The organism is Calditerrivibrio sp. (assembly GCA_026415135.1).
Lineage (GTDB): Bacteria > Chrysiogenota > Deferribacteres > Deferribacterales > Calditerrivibrionaceae > Calditerrivibrio.
Window position 1 is genome coordinate 1 of record JAOAHS010000037.1, and the last position, 19463, is coordinate 19463.

At 35.4% G+C, this 19463-nt stretch carries 20 protein-coding genes; 1 reads left to right on the plus strand and 19 read right to left on the minus strand.

Annotated elements, in window-relative coordinates:
* From N3C60_06990 to N3C60_07045, 12 genes are all read right to left on the minus strand, one after another.
* On the minus strand, positions 1-932 hold a 932-nt coding region (locus tag N3C60_06990), incomplete at its 3' end, for an AAA family ATPase (protein MCX8084644.1).
* Between the two features lie 159 nt (positions 933-1091).
* Positions 1092-1346 carry a hypothetical protein gene (locus N3C60_06995; protein ID MCX8084645.1) on the minus strand — a complete coding sequence of 85 codons (255 nt, stop codon included), beginning with the start codon at positions 1344-1346 and terminating at the stop codon, positions 1092-1094.
* A gap of 471 nt (positions 1347-1817) precedes the next feature.
* Entirely contained in the window at positions 1818-2165 is a 348-nt protein-coding gene (locus tag N3C60_07000) for a hypothetical protein (protein ID MCX8084646.1), read from the minus strand.
* Positions 2166-2210: 45 nt separating this feature from the next.
* A complete protein-coding gene (locus N3C60_07005) occupies positions 2211-2618 on the minus strand; it encodes a penicillin-binding protein activator LpoB (protein ID MCX8084647.1) in 408 nt (135 codons plus the stop codon).
* A 110-nt stretch (positions 2619-2728) separates the two neighbouring features.
* A complete protein-coding gene (locus tag N3C60_07010; GenBank protein ID MCX8084648.1) occupies positions 2729-3112 on the minus strand; it encodes an acyl-CoA thioesterase in 384 nt (127 codons plus the stop codon).
* A gap of 14 nt (positions 3113-3126) precedes the next feature.
* Complete coding sequence (locus N3C60_07015) at positions 3127-3963, minus strand: flagella basal body P-ring formation protein FlgA (protein ID MCX8084649.1); 837 nt, start codon at positions 3961-3963, stop codon at positions 3127-3129.
* Between the two features lie 3 nt (positions 3964-3966).
* Positions 3967-4755, minus strand: a complete 789-nt coding sequence (gene flgG, locus N3C60_07020; protein ID MCX8084650.1) for a flagellar basal-body rod protein FlgG — start codon at positions 4753-4755, stop codon at positions 3967-3969.
* A gap of 10 nt (positions 4756-4765) precedes the next feature.
* On the minus strand, positions 4766-5521 hold the full coding sequence (flgF, locus tag N3C60_07025) for a flagellar basal-body rod protein FlgF (protein MCX8084651.1): 756 nt from the start codon (positions 5519-5521) through the stop codon (positions 4766-4768).
* Position 5522: 1 nt separating this feature from the next.
* Complete coding sequence (locus N3C60_07030) at positions 5523-6164, minus strand: hypothetical protein (GenBank protein MCX8084652.1); 642 nt, start codon at positions 6162-6164, stop codon at positions 5523-5525.
* A gap of 54 nt (positions 6165-6218) precedes the next feature.
* Positions 6219-6608, minus strand: a complete 390-nt coding sequence (locus N3C60_07035) for a hypothetical protein (GenBank protein ID MCX8084653.1) — start codon at positions 6606-6608, stop codon at positions 6219-6221.
* Positions 6609-6646: 38 nt separating this feature from the next.
* Positions 6647-9832 carry a tetratricopeptide repeat protein gene (locus tag N3C60_07040; protein ID MCX8084654.1) on the minus strand — a complete coding sequence of 1062 codons (3186 nt, stop codon included), beginning with the start codon at positions 9830-9832 and terminating at the stop codon, positions 6647-6649.
* A gap of 131 nt (positions 9833-9963) precedes the next feature.
* Positions 9964-10290, minus strand: a complete 327-nt coding sequence (locus tag N3C60_07045) for a hypothetical protein (GenBank protein MCX8084655.1) — start codon at positions 10288-10290, stop codon at positions 9964-9966.
* Between the two features lie 118 nt (positions 10291-10408).
* Between N3C60_07045 and N3C60_07050 the strand changes: the two genes are divergently transcribed.
* Positions 10409-11809, plus strand: coding sequence for an aminotransferase class III-fold pyridoxal phosphate-dependent enzyme (locus tag N3C60_07050; protein ID MCX8084656.1), 1401 nt, complete (start codon positions 10409-10411; stop codon positions 11807-11809).
* Here the strand turns inward: N3C60_07050 and N3C60_07055 are convergent, their stop codons facing one another.
* The 7 genes from N3C60_07055 to N3C60_07085 are packed head-to-tail and all read right to left on the minus strand — an operon-like array spanning position 11810 to position 19397.
* Positions 11810-12487: a rhodanese-like domain-containing protein gene (locus N3C60_07055; GenBank protein ID MCX8084657.1), complete on the minus strand. Its 678-nt coding sequence runs from the start codon at positions 12485-12487 to the stop codon at positions 11810-11812.
* Positions 12488-12489: 2 nt separating this feature from the next.
* Positions 12490-12837 (minus strand): DUF3783 domain-containing protein, encoded by a 348-nt coding sequence (locus tag N3C60_07060; GenBank protein MCX8084658.1) that lies wholly within the window; start codon positions 12835-12837, stop codon positions 12490-12492.
* Positions 12827-13576: a nitrilase gene (locus N3C60_07065; GenBank protein ID MCX8084659.1), complete on the minus strand. Its 750-nt coding sequence runs from the start codon at positions 13574-13576 to the stop codon at positions 12827-12829. Before N3C60_07065 ends, N3C60_07060 begins: the two co-directional genes overlap by 11 nt.
* A gap of 7 nt (positions 13577-13583) precedes the next feature.
* Positions 13584-14057 carry a bifunctional nuclease family protein gene (locus tag N3C60_07070; protein MCX8084660.1) on the minus strand — a complete coding sequence of 158 codons (474 nt, stop codon included), beginning with the start codon at positions 14055-14057 and terminating at the stop codon, positions 13584-13586.
* Entirely contained in the window at positions 14054-15370 is a 1317-nt protein-coding gene (gene miaB / locus N3C60_07075; GenBank protein ID MCX8084661.1) for a tRNA (N6-isopentenyl adenosine(37)-C2)-methylthiotransferase MiaB, read from the minus strand. The genes N3C60_07070 and miaB overlap by 4 nt, the downstream gene beginning before the upstream one ends.
* Positions 15367-16581 (minus strand): hypothetical protein, encoded by a 1215-nt coding sequence (locus N3C60_07080; GenBank protein ID MCX8084662.1) that lies wholly within the window; start codon positions 16579-16581, stop codon positions 15367-15369. Before N3C60_07080 ends, miaB begins: the two co-directional genes overlap by 4 nt.
* On the minus strand, positions 16566-19397 hold the full coding sequence (locus N3C60_07085; protein MCX8084663.1) for an anaerobic glycerol-3-phosphate dehydrogenase subunit C: 2832 nt from the start codon (positions 19395-19397) through the stop codon (positions 16566-16568). The genes N3C60_07080 and N3C60_07085 overlap by 16 nt, the downstream gene beginning before the upstream one ends.
* Between the last annotated feature and the right edge of the window lie 66 nt (positions 19398-19463).

The following is a 19463-nucleotide window of genomic DNA, read 5'->3' on the forward strand; positions in this document are numbered from 1 at the left end:
AGCATACTCTCATCTTTTAATACATTCTCAAAATTAGGTAAAAAATAATTATTGGCCTCCATAAGCTTCAATAAAAAAGTAGGAGTCCCAGTGGAAAACCAGTAATTGCGATACATATACCCATTGGATATAAACAAAAGAATATCAAAGGGGTTATACACAGCCTCACCAAGCCACTTATATCCATTATACCAACGCCTAATCTTCTCATAATCCTGACCCTTTAGATGTTCACTAAACACCGTCTCAAGATCCCTATGGGTATATCCTGCAATTGTTGCATATCTCGGGTTTAATGTTATATCTTCAAGGTTATTCAATCCACTAAACAACGATACCTTCGAAAACTTGGATACCCCAGTAATAAATACAAACTTGATATACTCATCAGAACCCTTTATAACCGCATAAAAACCCTTAAGCTCCTCCCGCATCACAGTAGCAAGCTCCCTATCCTCTATGTTGTCAAGGATTGGCTTGTCATACTCATCTATCAATATTACCACTTTCTGTTTATATTTGTAATATGTCTCCTCTATTAACCTCTTAAAACAGCCAGGCATATCAAAATCTTCTGGACACTTTACCTGTAAATATCTCTGATTAAAGTCTAAAAGCTGATAGAGGGTTTTGTTAAAACCCTCTTTACTCTTAAAATTACCATCGTTAAAGCTTATCCTAATAACAGGATACTTCTTAGACCAGTCCCACTTGTCATATATATAAAGACCTTCAAAAAGCTCCTTTTTACCCTCAAATATAGACCTCAACGTGTCCAAAAACAGAGACTTCCCAAACCTTCGGGGGCGAGAGAGGAAATAGTACTGACCATTTTCTATCAGCTCATACGCCTCTTTGGTCTTATCAACATACACATAATTTTCTTCAATGATCGTCTTAAATGTAGAAATCCCTATTGGTAGTTTCTTCATCTTATACCTACTTTAGAAAAATATACGCCAACGTAATAACAAAAACAAATTACTAGTAGATTTAGGCAGTATTAATATTGCCCAAAATATTAATATGGTTATTTACATGAGTTGAGTTAAAAAGTAAAGAGGGAGGAATAGTCTCCCTCTTAATTGTACTTAAAAAAATTGAACTTTTAACACTCCCTTACCAGAATATGCCTTATAATCTCTATTTATATCTACCCTACTACCTATCTCAATACTAACATTTTTTGTAATGTTATGACTTACTGCTAACTGACCTATATAAGTAGTATCAGCTATTTCTTTCACCACCTTATACTTCGTTTGTCCCACAACATAACCAACTGTAGTTATATCATTATCACCAAACGCCTGCTCAACTCTAAACATACCTAATAGCACTGACATTTATAACAAATATAATACATTACTATCTACAACTACTTTACATGATTACAAATTTGGACATGTTGAATTTGCTTCTGATTTTGGTAGATTGGACACAGATACCACTGAAGAAAACAAAAAAGGTAAGCAAAATTTCTTATAAAGATTCATTTTACACACCCCCGTTAGTTAATTGGGCTGCCAACTATAAAAAATCAAAATAATTGAGATAATAACTTTACTAAAACATATCAGCCAGATCTCAATATATTTATAATCAAACACCCTAATTTAATTTTATCAAGAGAAAATTTTTTCACTTTTTCTTAACCCTAAAATATGTTTTGATTTATTGATTTTTCTTTTTAATGAGATATTCAATTCTTTTTAAAGCTTCATTTACTATATCGTTAGGCTTGGATAATAATCTATCTGCCTTTTTATAATAATTCTTTGCTTCATTTAAATATCCATATACTTCTTTACAGACTCCTATATTGTAATTAAGCGACACACTTTCTGATTTTTTTTCATATATATCTTCCCATAATTCACAGCTTCTATCCAATCTATTTTTTTGGCAAACTCAAGTGCAGAAGTAAATTTGTCAACAAAATTACCACCTTTTATGCCATCAGTATCCTCCATAAGAACTATTCTCAATAATAGATTATAAGGTAAAATATCCCTCATTATATTTTCTAAAACTTTTTCTTGGGCCAAACTCATTAACTCCAATGACGCTCTTACAGGGCTACCACTATCTAAACATGATTCGGAGGATTCTGAACTGGAGTAATCTGCAGAATAAACTACCACTGCTGACTCTACATTTATCACTTTAACAGTTGCAGAAAAGATAGCCACTCTATTGTTACAACTGACTTAATATGGATCCCATCTAACACATACTGGAATAGTTACAGGGCCATTAGGCCCCTTTACAACATTATTTTGATATTGTCCACATCTCACCCTTTTCTCTGAATAAGGGTTGTCTTGAACGGCAGCACCACTTATTGTACCAACCATGATCCCTTGTGCCCCTAACATTCTACCAATATTTATTGCAGTATCTTGGTTCACAAAATAACTCGACGAAAAACTCATTTCATCAACAACCTTCTTAATTTCAGCTCGCTCAACAAGTTTGTAATATACTTTTCCATCAGTTACATTTTTATTCATTATCATCGCTTCAATTTTAGCAGCAAATTCTTTACCATACGGCCAATAAAAAGGTAAAATTGCAAGATTTTTCAGATGTAAAACCTCTTTATTATTTGGAGGCATGAAGACATTCACAGATATTTGTGTTTTAGTAGAACATACTTATATCATAAAAGCAATAAATATCTATACTATTATTATAACTTAAAAAATAAAAAAATCATTAAAATCTTTTAATCTATTTCACTACGTAATGTTTCTTTAATGGGTAGAGGTATAGCTTTCCCCTTTTCATCTATCCTGACGAAGGTTATCTTAGTGGCAAAAACCTCAATCTCTTCATCAGCTCCGGGTTCATCGGCGTAAACTGTAACACTATAAGTGATCGACGTAATCCCCTTTTTATAAGGTTTAATGACAAACCGGAGGATAGCACCATTTTTTACTCTATGCTTGAAAACGATATCATTCATCGCCACAGTAACCATCGTACAATGAGTAAAATCCAATGAAGCTGTCATCCAGGCAAACTCATCCACCCATTTTAACATAATGCCACCAAAAAGGTAACCATGATGGTTTAAATGCTCCGTGCGGACATTCACATAGGTAATCATTTCACCACTCTTAATTAGTTCACTACAACTACCCCATTTTGAAATATACCATACAAGGTTTTCTCTGACAACACACTTTTCACAGAAACTTTTTGGTTGTTATAAGCATTCTCCAGCAAAATACCTTCAGACTCTAAATGTATCAAACCATTGTTGTAAACGATCATAACCTTATCCCCTTTACTTTTATCGGGCATTGCCCTTAACATCTTTTTGGTAATAATTCTATTCTTAGGTATATTCTGATTGGCAACAGCTTTAAAATCGTTTTGATAAAGATCATCGTTATTCGACACTTCAACGTCAACAAGCTTTATCTTCTCAGAAATATCCTCATCCTTAGAAATTTTATCTGTAGAAATATACCCCTTTGTGTAAGCTCTTATATATGAATACACTTTATAACTTTTTACACCATTATTCACAGTAACATAAAGAGCGCCAAAACCTTTTTCAGGTAGCTCAATAACAAGCTCATCCTTATCCTTAGCAAAAATTTTAACACCACTATTTAGCTTGACAACTTCGATTCTATAATCAGGAAATTTTTTCCTCAATCTATCCTCTAAAAGCATTTTTAAATGATCTTCAGATATCTCAACTCCTTTTCTTCTGATCATTATAAAATTGATATTAGAGATCTTATCGTGTTCATTTTTCGGCAAATACTGTTTCAACAGTGAGGCTGAAATCTTCCTTTCTTCACCAAAATTTAGTTCACACAAAATATTTTTATCAGGCCAATTTGAGTCTATATCCCTGAGGTTAAAACAACCCTTATCTATCTGATAAATACTATCAGCAAAAAGATCCAGAGAAAAGATCATAAAAAGCAGCAAAAACCATCTCATAAGCTACCTTTTAAGATTATTTACCACCTGAAGCATCTCATCACTTGTCTGAATAGCTTTAGAGTTGAGTTCGTAAGCCCTCTGCCCTGTTATCATATTAACCATCTCCTCAGCCACATTGACATTGCTCATCTCAAGGATACCTTGAACAACAGTCCCAAAAGCATCAGCACCTGGAGCACCAGTAACAGGCTCTCCACTTGCCGCTGTAGTTTGATACAGATTACGACCAATGCTTTTCAAGCCAGCTGGATTTATAAATCTTGCAAGCTCTATGGTACCCAGCTCAGTGGGATTAACATCTCCTGGGATAGTCACAGACACCGTACCATCCTGCCCAACTATTATGGAAGTGGCATTTTCTGGCACAGCTATAGCCGGCTCCAAAAGATAACCCTCTGCGGTCACTATATTGCCATTTGCATCCAGTTTAAAAGAACCATTTCTCGTGTATCCTATTGTTCCATCTGGGAGTGTCACCTGAAAAAAGCCATCCCCTTCTATAGCCAGGTCTAATTGATTACCAGTCTGCTGAAAATTACCTTGACCAAATATCTTTTCAGTAGCAACTACCTTAGACCCAAGCCCTATTTGTATCCCAGTAGGATGATTAATTCCAGCAGCAGTAGGCCCTCCAGCTGGTCTTATCTCCTGATAAAGCAGATCCTCAAAATGGATTCTCGTCTTCTTAAAACCAATATTGTTTACGTTGGCCAAATTGTTTGCTATATTATCGATGTTTGTTTGCTGGGCTGTCATACCACTTGCAGCTGTCCATAAAGCTCTAAACATACAATACCTCCTAAGCTATTCTTGCTATCTCGTTTGAAGCTTTCTCATTTAATTGATCAATGGTAAGTATTACCTTTTGATAGGTCTCAAAGCCTCTATGGGCCTCTATTAACTTAACCATCTCTTTTACCGCATTAACATTACTACCTTCAAGATAACCCTGCATAAGCAAAGGGTTGGCCTCTTCAACAGGTAAGGTATCAATAGCAGCAAAAAGGTTACGCCCTGTCTTCTGTAGTTTTGTTTTATCTTCAAAAGATACGATATTTAGCCTATCAAGCTGAACGCCATCAACCATAATCTCACCGGTAGAAAGAAAAATGATATTACTACCCGTCAATTGTATAGGTTGATTATTATTTGATAATACCCTGTAACCACTACTGTTTACCAGTTCGTTGTTACTGTTAAGGGAAAAGGCCCCATCACGGGTAAATCTTATACCAAAAGGTGTTTCCACTACAAAGAATGCATCTGGATTGTTTAATGCAATATCCAGTTTGTTACCAGTTTGATAAATAGCTCCAGCAGAAAGATCTAAATAGTTTTTATCCAGTTGAACTGTTTTATTTATCGTTTGGTTGTATAGAGAAGCCCTTATAATATTCTCAGGATATTCAGTAGCTTTTGCCACATAGTTTTTAAAGGTATACCCATCCTGCTTATAACCATTCGTATGTACATTTGCCAAATTGTTTGAAACAGCACTCACAATCTTTTCCTGCATCATCATACCAGAAGCTGCCACATACAGTCCATTTAACATATCACCCCTCCAAAAATATCTTAGTAAAAGACTTTTCTAAAAGGTAATTTAGTCCCTTTACAGTGAGATACTTAACAGATTTTGCGGATTTAGATGGATAGTAAAAGAAATTTTCATCTGATTTTGATACCGCTGTCACTTTTGTCCACATAATAGGTCTATTATCTTTAGAGAGGATCGTCATCTCTATGTCAGAACTGTTCTCTCCAAAAAGCTTCTCATAGGACTCAACAAGGGATACAAGTATAATAAAATCAGCTTTTTCAGGCTTTTGCACTATCTCACCAAGTCTGTTTGCTATGATGACCCTTTCTAATATAGTTTTTATATTCTCAGAATAGGTTACCTCTCCAAGTTTTGTCATCTTTTCTGGCATCACATAATACCTAAACTTATCATAGGTAAGGTGATTACCATAATCAGCATACACATAATTTTTATATTTGACGTCTGTTTTATCAAATATCAGCGAGGAAAAATTGGAATTAAGTTCCACCAATGCTGTCATAAGTAAAAAACCTTGGGAGGTGTTTGTCAAAACATTGACAGTATTTTCAGTAATAGTTGTGGCATTTTTTACGGGATTACCAACAATAGAGCAGTTCCATAAAAAAACTGTCATTAAAATTATTATGTATCTCATCATCGCCTCCTAAACATAGGAAAGCAACGATGATGCCAAAAAAGCAGATACTTTTTACCTGATATCTGTCCTTAAAATGTTTTCATCTTTATCGTAGGTAATTCTGATGAAGATATAACTACTCTTTTTCCTTGATGATTCAATAGGAGTACCAGCTATTTCCCAAATACCAAGAGTTACTAAATCAAGTAAACCGTGCATTACAGCCCTTTGAACTGATCCATCGTCTATATTAAACCTATACTCCTCCACAGTCGTCCCATCAGCATGTTTGTTTGAACTGATGACTTTGGGACCCATAAGCAGCACACAGGTCCTATTGCTGCATCTGGAAAGACCCTTTTGTAGTTCCAAAGGCTTTAGCCCTTCACTTGTGGAAGCCATATATACAGAACAACCCCAAAAAGAGTACACCACAAACATGAGGAACATTAATCTCTTCATACACCTATAATAGCATAAAAAACTTATATTCACAACAGTTAACTCTCACCATGTAAAATAAAAACAGCCCAATAAAAGGGGTTTGGGTATTTTGTTTTGATTTCAGATCTTGTAAGCTTGATGGCTTCAGATCTATCTTTTCCAGATTTTATATGAGTATAAAATCTTTTCATATAATCAACAGCAACATCACTTGCAACTTCCCATAGGCTTACTACAACAGATTTAGCTCCAGCTTGCTGAAACGCTCTGGCAAAACTTACCACCCCTTCACCTTCTATCTCTTTACCAACCCCTGTGACACAAGCAGATAAAACAACCATATCAGCAGTTAATGTCATTGCAGAAACCTCACTAAGTGTAAGAAATCCATCATCCAAGCTATTCTCCACTTGATTAAGTATGATAAAAGGTTCATTAACCCCCTTTATCTGCAAAGGTAAAGATGCATGAGTTGCAAAATGTAGATATTTATAGTTTTGCAGGTTAGCTTTCTTCACATTTGTTTCGTTAGCAAAGATAGATAATAAAATCTTTGGAGGTTCCATTTTTACACCCATAATCTTTGCGATCTCTTTTATTTCCTCCTCAGTCTCAGGCAAAGGCGGAAAATCTATAATTTGCTCTTCCAATTCCCCATCTAACTTAGACTTTATTGCAACCCCTCTAAAAGAATACCTGCTGTCCAATGTTGTTTTCGCTACATTCCCTTTTTTCCATTCCACATATCTTGGATCATAGGCAGAATATATTGGATTACCCACTGCAAAAAGTAGTTCTGGTTGTTCTTTTTTCTGTAAAACTCTATTTAAGCTAAGGATTGTAGCTGATTGATAATAGGATATAACAAATCTATCAGCTAAAAAAACACTGTCTTGAAATGACTTTCCCTCTTCAACTACCAGTGCCTCAAAGGGTAATAACCCCAATATACCATCTGGTACAATTATAATCTTTTCCCCTTTTTTTACATGCTCAACCGCTTTAGAGAATAGAAGATTATAGAGTGTTTTTGCAGTTTTTATAGAAAAAAGCTCAGGTCTTTTTGTATTTAATGGTTCCATAAAGGTTTTTACTATATCTTCTAAAGTCTCCTTTTCTATGGGTATTCTGACTACCTCCTTTACACCTTCACGTTTGACAACAAAGAGATAGGTTATATCATCACTTAACATGTATTCAAGTAAAACCTCATTATCCCTAAGAGGTAGCCCCTCTGCTTTCACTGAAGATGGATAGTACAAAGCTGCATATCTGGGGTAATTAGTCCGGTATACACTTATCAATTCATCCAACAGTTTTTTGATTTTTTCCTTTTCAAGCATAAGCTGTTTTAAAGCCTCATCCCCTTTTTTTAAAGCCTCTGTCCATCTGCCTTCAACAAAATTTAGATCAGATAAAAGCCTTTTTTCAGCTTCTCTAAGCTTTTCTGGAACATACACTGTTTCACTCTGTTTTCTTGCATTGGAAATTATTTCAAGAAGGGTTCTTGCCTTTGTAAGCTCCGCAAAATAGAAAGCAACAGATTTGGGATTTGATCCCAAGGTAGAAAAGTTAAATGCCGATCTTCGCGTTTTCACCTCATAAAGATATGTCTCTGGTTTAACAGTAAATCTGCTTCCATAAACAACACTCTGCCCTCTTTCTGACATCTCTACCATAATAGAGACAAGCTCCCTATAAGGTAAAAGTCTACTATAATAACTACCACCTAAAAAGAACTGTTCCCTGTCAATAAGTGACTGCCTCATATCCTCTATTAGATTTATAGCATTCATTAGATTTATTGCTGCTTCCTGCAATTGACCTTTACCTTTGAGGGCTAATCCCAGTTGGATATAATACTCAATCTCCTTTTTTACTCCATCTCTTGGGGTGATTGGCGTTTCATTTAGAAGTTTGATCGCTTCATCATACCTTTTTGTTTTAATATATAATTCCACAAGACCTGTATGTAATAGCTTATTGGGTCTAACCGATGCTTCTAACCTCCGTCTCTCCAAGAAAACATCTTCAGCCTCCTTATACTTTTTCATTCTCAGGTATATGGCACCAAGGTTGTTCAATCTGATTTCTAAAGAATGGGGATTTTGTAACTTTCTTTCAATCTCCAATGATTCATTTATATATTTAAAAGCCTCTTTTAACTGCCCTCTTCTAAAATACTCCATGCCTATATTGTTCAATATATTACTAAGAACAGCAGGTCTAACCAATTTTCTCTCAATATCTAAGGCATTTTTATAATAATCAAAAGCTTTATCCAAATACCCCATTTTCCCGTAGAGATTTCCCATGTTATTGTTCAAAGAGGAAAGAAGTGGGAGATCGTTGATATTTTTTACATATTTCATAGATTCATTGTAGTACTCCAGTGCCTTTTCATATTTTGAAAGATCAGAATAAAGAGTACCTACATTGTTTAAAGTGGTTGCAAGCTCTTTAATGAGATTGTATCTTCTTTGTATCTTAATGGCCTCCTCGTATTGGGAGATAGCTCTTTCATATCTAAAAGTATCTACATAAGCATCCCCCATAGCCCTCAACACAATAGAAACCCCTTCATGATCATCATATTTTTTCGAAATCACAAGGGATTCTTCGAAATATTTCAGTGCATCATTGGGTTGACCTTTCAAAAGGTATGTAATACCAAGCTGAAATAAAGTAGCCCCAACAGATTGTTCATCTTTTTTTTCTCTGTAAAGCTTTATCGACTCATTAAAGCTTGTTATAGCCTCATTATACCTTCCGGTAGCACGGGCAGCTTTTCCCAACTCATGATAAACAATATCTAAAGTGTTTTTTAATCCCAAATCTGTGAATATCTTTTTAGATTCAGTAAGATATCTATACGCCTTTTCGTAATCCGATGATGATTTATAATACACCATTCCTGCCAGAAGAAGATTATCCGCAAGCCATTCCCTATTACCCCACCTTCTGTTTGTTTCTATAGCTTTTTCATAATAAAATATAGCTTTATCATATTCACCTAAATCATCATGAGTAGCACCAAGACCATTGTAATTAGCAGCCAAACATTCGTAATCCCCTGCACACATAGAAAGGGATTGTTGGTAGTATTGTAAGGCCTCCTTATACCTTTTTTCTTTGTATGCCTTATCTGCAAGCTCCCAAATTTTCCCGGCTTCTACCTTACAATATACCTGAGCTGTAGAAAAAAAGAACAACCCTAACAGGCAAAATACTACTTTTCTCATATCCATCATTATAATATATATTGAAACAAATTCAAGAAACTTTAAGGATTTGCTTTTAAACTGATAATAAAAATCTGGACAAAGTAACCAAAAGAATAGTTACTCCATCCAGAGATAGATACCATACATTTCTAGCCTTCACATGTCTCTGGCGCTTTACTATCTAATGAATGCTCCAAAAGATATTGATGGATATTTCTTAAATCCTCTTCCGTAAGTTTAGCTTTTTCAAGCTCATTGTTCTTGTGAATCTTTCTTAACCTATCAAAATTGTTTGTGAAATAAGAGTCCCACTTACTAGCAGTATAGCTATTTGGTACTATGCCATCTTTTTTATGGCACATCTGATAGCAGTTTTTACGAAATTTTCTTCTACCATCTCTTGTATTAGCCGCAAAAAGGGAAGTAACAAAGGCTATCAGCAACAAAATAGCTACAAAAAAATAAAATTTCCTCATAAAAACCTCCATATCTGGATAAATAAACCTATGTTAAATATATCGCTTTTTAAATTAAAAATCAATAAAAATTTATAAATATATTGAAAAAAAATTATAAATGATTTAGAAGGATACCATGAATATTCGTGCTTTTAGATTACAGGATGACATACTAAACGAAAAGCAAAAATCCTTCATCCTTGATCTTACCAATAGGTATAACAGTAAAACCTCTAAATCCAAACGTTATGTTTCCCAAAACAGATACCACCTCTGTGATTGGATAAATTCCCTTGGATTTAAATTAAGCTTAAAAGAGATGATTTATCCCATCATCTCCCAATCATCAGAAGGAGCCTATTTCATAGATATAGATGGTAATAGATATATAGATATCGCAATGGGTTATGGGGTATGTTTTCATGGACATAAACCAAAGTTTGTGGTAGATGCCATAAAAGAACGATTGGAAAGGGGATTTGAGCTTGGCCCTCAAACAGTAGAGACCGGTGAAGCAGCCTATCTCATCCACAAACTCACTGGGGTTGAAAGGGTCACCTTCTGTGGAACAGGCTCAGAAGCTGTAATGTTTGCCTTAAGGATTGCCAGAGCCTATACAAAAAAAGATAAAGTAGTGATTTTTGCTAACTCTTTTCACGGTACTTTTGATGGCATTCTGGGGAAAACAGATGGAGAAAGCACAACTGCCATATCACCAGGTACCCCTCAGGGGATGATAAAAGATATCGTCGTTTTGGAATACGGATCAGAAAAAGCCCTTGACTATATAAGAAAAAATGCCCATAGCTTAGCAGCTGTAATGGTTGAACCTGTGCAGACCCGAAACCCATCTTTAAGACCAATAGGTTTTTTAAAAGAATTAAGAAGTCTTGCTAATCAACATTGTTTTGTATTGATCTTTGACGAAACAGTTACAGGTTTTAGGGTACACAGTGGTGGAGTACAAAAAGCTTTTAATATAAACGCCGATTTGGTGATATACGGTAAAGCATTAGGTGGTGGGCTACCGATAAGCGCTGTCTGTGGTAGAGCTGATATCATGAAGGTTGTTGACGGTGGCTATTATCAGTTTGGTGATCTATCCCATCCAGACCCTTATGTGATCTTTTTTGCAGGAACATATTTCAAACATCCATTATCTATAGTATCTACCCTTGCTTCGTTAAAAGAGATATACAAAAACAATAATAGGTTACAAAACTACACCAACAAGCTCACAAAAAAACTTGTAAGTAAATTAAACGATATGTTCCAAAAGAAAAAGGTACCTATTGTAGTTCATCACTATTCATCCTTTTTTCGCTTTTTTACTGTGGACCCATATCCATTTACCAGCGATCCCATTGAACTTGAGATCTTCTTTCTACTTATGATCTTAAAAGGTGTTTATACTTGGGAGAGAAGAATATGTTATCTCTCAACAGCCCACACAGAGGAAGATATATCATCGGTAATCAAGCACGCTGAAACATCTATTGATGAGATGAGAGATGGTGGTTTTGAGTTTACCACCTGATCATTCGATTATTCTTGCCTTTCCATTTTCAAAAATAACTGCCGCAGAAAGATAAAAAATTTCACCCTTTTTAAACACCCCATTATCCAGCAAGAAATGGTAAATATCCTCGCTCCGAGCTCCAGAAGAACAATAAAATATTATTTTTCTATCCCTCGGTAGTTTATGATAGTTTCCAATAATAAAACCATACGGAAAGTTTACAGCTCCTCTAATATGGGCCGAATGATATTTAGTTGGATCATTAAGATCCACTAAAAGGTACTTATCCCCTCCATGTTTTATTAGATCTATGAAGTCTGCTTTTCTTAATTTTCCATCATCAGGTTTTTCTTCTATGATAATATTGTTTTTCCTTATCCACTCTTCTAACCCACCACTAAATAGATAAACGTTTTTATAACCCAAGGAGATAGCCTTTCTCGCAGAGTTTGGAGATAAAACACAGTGAGGATTTTTACAATAAAAAATAAGTGGGATGTCATAAGAAGTTGGTAAAAAATGCATTAGCTCCGAAAACTCATCATCTGGAATATTTATAGCTCCATCGATATGAAATTTTGCAAAAGAGCTTCTACCCCTTGAATCCACAAGACAATGCTCTTTTTTTCTCAACTCTAATAGTTCATTATAATCGATCTCTATCGGTACAACCTCTTTCCTCTTCCACCATAGCATAGCTATAACCTACTAAGCAGTTTTGCTTCCTCTTCCAATAAATGTTCAAAGAGATAACCTAAAGTCCATCTTATAGAATGCTCTGTGATCATGGCCATTATAGGCCTTTTTAGATTTAACCCTTTGTACGTCTGGATAAAATCACCTATCTCATCTTTGGTTAGTCCATCAAAAAGAATAAACCTCCTACTCATCTTGGAACCCTTCTTAGAGCTTTCAGATAATGAACTCAAAACAGTACCCATATCCTCTTCAAATATTTCTTTTATGTCATAGACAACATTTTTAGATAAAAGATCGATCTCATCCTCCGAAAAACCACCCAAAAAGATACACTTTTTAATGTCCATAGATATCAGCTCTCAGATACGACAAAATAGGTATCTTTTTTCTAAACTCTTTGGCTTCGTCTATGTTTATATCTACACTACCTACAGCATCAACCTGTCTACCCAAAGTTAGAAGCGTCTCCCCACTTGGAGAGATCACCCTTGACTCACCAGCAAACTCTTCCCCCCAAATACATCCCACAGCATTACAGAGCACGAAAAAAGATTGATTCTCTATAGCTCTTGCTGTTGCAAGGGTTACCAGATGTTCCCTTCTGGATGATGGCCATTCTGCAGGTAGAAAAAACAGGTCCACACCTGATTTAAAGTATACTCTAAACATCTCAGGATAGCGTAGATCAAAACATACAGCACATCCACACACAGCACCATTTAGCCTAAAGGCAGCCAACCCTCTACCTTTTTCAAAATGCTTATCTTCCTCCATGAGGGGAAACAGGTGGGTTTTATCATATGGGAAATCGTATCCATTGTCATTTTTTAGAAAAAAAGAATTATACTTTTTTCCATCTATTTTCCTAACAATGGAACCAACATAGGTATTCCCATCCGGAAGTTGTTTTACTATACTGTGATGATCATCTGGAAGTTTATCTATATGCTTATAATTAAAGCCAGTAGTCCATAGCTCTGGTAAAACTACTACCGAACCTTTTATACTACTAACAAGATCTGACACTTTTTCCAGATTTTTATCAGGATCCTCTTCTATTCTTATCTGCACTAAAGTTATATTCACAGCTACCTCACGTATACTTTAGTTCTTGATCAACGATAATATGTTCTAAAAACTCTTTCTCATTCTCATTTAAACAGTCTTTAAAAATACATTTCTTTTTATCCACTACTTCATCTTCAACAAAAATGGGGGTATCCGTTCTTAAACTCAATGCTATCCCATCAGAAGGTCTGCACTCTATAGTGACAAGATTACCAGAATGTTCAAGCTCCATCCTGGCATGAAACACCCCATCAGAAAAAGCATAAATCACCATTCTATTCGTGCTGACATCACCAAGATTCAACAGAACATTTTTCATAAAATCATATACCATCGGCCTTGGGAAATTAAGAGAAGCAAGTACAGTATATATAGCCTCAGCTTCAAATGGTCCCACCGGCAAAGGTAAAATGATGTTTTCATCTAAACTTTGAAGTATCACATTATAACATGATAATAAAGGGTTTTTGATTACTGTTCTTACCTTAAACTGAATCATTGGACCTCCAGAACTCCAAAAAGCGAATTTTTTTTAGCCTCAGCGATCTTTACCATAACAGTATCACCTAAGGAAAGCTTCTTAGGGGAAATGAAATTTACAATTCTATTTCTACGGTTTCTACCAGAATAGACATGAGAATCCTTTTTACTGCTTCCTTCCACCAATACTTCCTGATATTCACCCACTTGATTTAATAGAAGTCTGCTGGTGATTGCTTGCTGTAGGGTCAAAAGCCTATTTAATCTATCAGCTTTTTCTGCCGCAGACACATCATCTTTCATTTCTGCTGCACTTGTTCCTTTACGGGGGGAGTACTTGAAAGCAAATACAGTCTCATACTCCACCTTAGATATGGCTTCTAAGGTTTTCTCAAAATCCTTCTCATCCTCTTGAGGAAAACCTACAATAAAATCGGAAGACAAAGCAAGTCCTTTGATCCTCTCTTTTGCATAAAAAACCTTCTCATAGTACTCTTCAAGGGTATAACCCCTATTCATCTTCTTTAAGACTTCATCAGATCCAGCCTGAAGTGGTATATGAAGATATTCACATATTTTAGGCTCAGTAGCTATAAGATCAGCTAACTCTTTACTGAAATCCTTTGGATGTGAAGTAACAAACCTTATTCTATTTAAACCTTCTATTTTAGTTACCATATATAGAAATTGTGCAAAATCTATCTTTTCGTCAAGACTTTTTCCATAAGAATTGACATTTTGTCCCAAAAAAGTTACCTCTTTTACCCCTTGATCCACCAAATATTTTACCTCATCAAAGATGTCTTTATAATGCCTGCTTTTCTCTCTACCACGCACATAAGGCACTATACAATAACTACAAAAATTATCACAACCCTTCATAATGGTAACAAATGCCGATATAGATGTGGTTCTATGAAAAATAGGTACAGAAAAATCATCTGAAGAAAACTCTGTAATAACAACTCTTTCACCTCTTTCAACCCTACTTATGGCTTCGTATAACCTGGGTATACCGTCTGTACCTAATACCAGATCCACATGCCGGTTTTCTTTCAAAAGCTTCTCCCCTTCTTCCTGCGCCACACAACCAGCAATAGCTATCTTAAAATCTGGATTATCACTTTTAAGCCTTTTCAGACGACCTATCTCGCTTCTTACCTTTTCTTTTGGCTTTTCCCTTACACTACAGGTGTTGATAACGGCAAAATCGGCCTCCAATGGATCATCTGTATGTTCATATCCCATCTCTTCGAAAATAGACAATATTCTTTGGGAATCGTATTCATTCATCTGACAACCAAAAGTCCTGATATAAACCTTCTTAATCATTTTAACTCTCTACCAAACCTCTTGTTTATTTTATTTTTTAATTCCTCATCAGTTAGCAAACCGTAAAATCTCTTTAAATTCTTTTTATCCCTAATAAGACCATAGGCATAGGTGCTGTAATATATACTCATCTGGTCATTTAATCCCTTACGCAAATTAATCACCGATGATGCCATACCTTCTTTAAGTAGCTGGTCTGTGATATTGTCGAGGTTACCGCACTTTCGCAAGTATTGATAGTTCTTTTGTTCTAAAAGATTTGCTTTTATTATTGGATACCCTATTTCGCACAAAATAAAGGTATAGTTATCAGGGATTGTATTGATCAAATGTTTTAATCTTTTTACATCATTTTTATCGCTATAGACTTTGATCAAACTTTTGTAATATCTGTCATTCTTCTCTACAAAACATCTATCTATTAGATTTATATCCACTTCTTTATTCAGCTTAAAATGGGCATCAAGGATCATACAATAGCTCTCAGGTAGAAGATCGATATGTTTATTATACTGATAAGATTTCAATACATCCTCAAACTTCCCTACTTTCCACACCCTTTCTATCGCCAAATTTATTGTATCTTTGTCCCTATACCTATTGTAAGCTTTCCAAAACTCCGTCATTAACTCTAATCTGTATAACTTTATACTTAATTGTTTTATCTCATCATTTGAAAGATTAGAAAGATTTATCAATGAAAAAGCCTTTTTAATACTATCCACTTTGTCTATCTGCATAATATAGTAAAACCTGAGTCTGTCAGAGAGGTTTTCAGGATCTATCTCAGTATTATTATCGATGGAACATGATGTACCTAGAAGAGCATTTTTCAAGCTATAATCCCTATATTTTTCTATCAAATCGTAAGCCTGTGTACAATTATCCATTGCTGTAATGTAAACATGATCAAAAATCATCCCCCTTTTATCAAAACGATTATCATCAATACCGTTAATCTGATAGAAATACCCCTTAGCTTTAACATAATCCTTCTTTAGAAGATATATCTTATAAAGTAGATACTTCGCAAAAATAGCTTCCTTACTTCTGTTATCCTTCTGGAGAAACTCCTCGAGATTCATAGCGGATATATCATAAAAACCATCGTTATAAGCACTCAAACCAACATAATAACTCTCTATCTCTGACCAACCAGTACTAAAAAAGCTAAACAATAAGAGCAATATTAAGATCAGTTTTTTATACATTCCGCCATTATCTCTATAGGGTGTTTTATGCTTTTTGCACTCATGTGTTCCATCTGCATTCTACAGGTAGGACAGTCTGTCGCTCCCAAATGGGAATTAGACCTATTTAACTTTTCTATCATCGGAGAACCTATCTTGACACTTAATTCATAGTTCTTGCTTGATATACCCCAACTACCTGCCATACCACAACAATGGGAGTTTAAATGCTCCACTTCGAGCCCCTTTACCTTTTTCATCATTAAAATAGATGAATCAGCATCTCTTTGTACCTTCAGATGACAAGGCATATGGTAAGAAACTTTAAGGGGAGCTGGTGCAGAAAAATTTACTCTATCAGAAAACTTGTTGACCAGAGAACTTATATGGATTAACTTCTGCTTAATAACAGGAATTATACTATCGTTTGATAGATAATTCCATTCCTCCATTAGAGAAAGACCACATGAGGAACAGGTTACGACTATAAAGTCTACATCATAGACCAACTTTTTCCAAGACTGTAGGTTTTCTTTTATTTTATCACTGGCATGCTTGACCATACCCTTAGAAAGCATGGGCAAACCGCAACAGTGCTGATTTGGTGTTATCACCTGCATACCCATACTTGTCAGAACCTTTATTGCCGATTCACCTATCTCTGGCTTTATATAAGAAGCATAACAACCACTAAAGTACAAAACCTTTATATCCCCCTCACCCTCATATCTCTTAACCCTTTCAAAAAGACAATCCTTTGGAAAAACCACAGGCTCCCTCTCCGCAGATATACCAATCAATGACTCTGCTACCTTTCTCACCATCTTAACATGTAACGGAAGATTTATAAACTTTGAGAACTTCCTTGTATATCTACCAGCAAGTTCAGCACTGACAAGCATCCGCTTTTCCAGTGACACACCGAACCTTTTTACATAATGACCCCTTGCTTCAATCGCCATTTTCGGAATATTGACATTGGAAGGGCATTCTTTATAACAACTACCACAATTTACACAATGATCTATTATATATTGGAAAGCAGATTCAAAAACAGCTTGATCAGGTATCTCTCCACTTATCAAATATCTTAAGATATTCGCTTTTGCCTTCGGTGCAGCAGCCTCATCCCTTGTAAACTTGTATATTGGACACATCCTTGTTGCAGTAGTAACAGTGGTACATTTTGAACAACCATGGCACTTTTCCACTTCTTCTAAAAAAGTACCATTCCATTTTAAAAGATTATCGAAAACCTCTTTACTTTTGTAATCCTTGCCATATCTAAGGTTTTTAAGCACTTGAAACTCATCATGATAGGTTTTTATCTCGGGATTTAAGATGTTGTATGGATCAAAAAGCCCTTTCACCTCAAGAAATAGTGGGTATATCCTTTCATACTGTTGTCTGATATAACAGCTCCTTATTCTCCCATCACCATGTTCACCAGATATGGCACCACCTAATGAATGCACTAGATCAAAGAACTCATCCGCAATAAGCTTTAACTTTATAACATCAGATTCCTCCTTAAGATTTAACAACGGTCTTGTATGCATTAACCCCTTTGCTATATGTCCATAGACAACAAAATTAACTTGATATTTTTCAAGGAGGGCATAGGTCCCCTCAAAATACTCCACTAGCCTATCTAAAGGTACAGCAGCATCTTCAATTAGGGCCAATATCTTTTTCTCACCCTTTAATTTATAAAGTATCGGTACAGCAGCTTTCCTAACAGCCCAAAATCTACTCTTCTCATCTTCCTCTATTGCTAAAAAGCTACTTGAGGATAGCCTTTCCTCTTCTAGTATCTTTTTTGCAAGGATAGCTTTTTCCTCTACTTCTGTTTTGTCGATAGAATCAAACTCAATGAGCAAAACATTATCTATACCACTGGGTATTCTATCTCTAAGGGACTCATCGGACTCCTTTGCAATTTTAAGTAGAGACTTATCCATGATCTCTATACCTGCAGGGCCAAGTGGCATGAGCTTTTGAACAGCCTTAGCTGATGATATAATATCATCAAAATATGCCACTACAAGGCTATCATAAGCAGGCTTTGGCTCAAGCTTGAATTTTAATTTGGTAACAACCGCCAAAGTCCCCTCAGAACCAGCAAGCAATTTCTTTATATTTAGCCTGCCATTTTCAACTAAACCTTTCAAGTTATAACCTGCTACATTATACCTTATATGGGGGTAAGAAGCCTCAATGTCATCTGCATTGTTTATGTAAATATCATATATCTTTTTAAACTGCTCAGGCAGATCATCATAATCAGCATGTTCCAGTTCACTTATCGAATACACTGAACCATCGCTTAAAATTAGCTCCGCATCCAGAATATAATCAGCCACATTTCCATACTTAACTGAGTGGGCACCACTTGCATTTGTTCCATACATACCTCCAAATGTGGCATACTCCCCACTGGAGGGATCAGGAGGGAAAAACAACCCCTTCCCCTTTAAAAACTCCTCCAACTCTCCAAATCTATATCCCGGTTCACATATAAAATACATTTTATCATAATCAATTTCTACAAGACGGTTCATATATTTTGAAAAATCAAGAACAATCCCTTTACCGATAGCTGATCCACATAGACCACTACCAGCCCCCCTGGAATGTAAACTAAAGCCATATTTCCTACAAAAACTTACCACCTCTACCACATCATTTCTATTTTTAGGGTATATCACCAGTATAGGCTCAACTTTAAATATACTACCATCTGTCGAATGCATGAGCCTTCTTAATTTATCGGTAAAAATATCCCCAGACACCCTTTCTTTTAATTCTTCAAAGATATTGCTTGTAAGATGAGGCATCAATTGCTCCTTGTTTTTTAAGTAAGAATATCTAAATTATATTAAAAATGTCAATAAATAATCTAT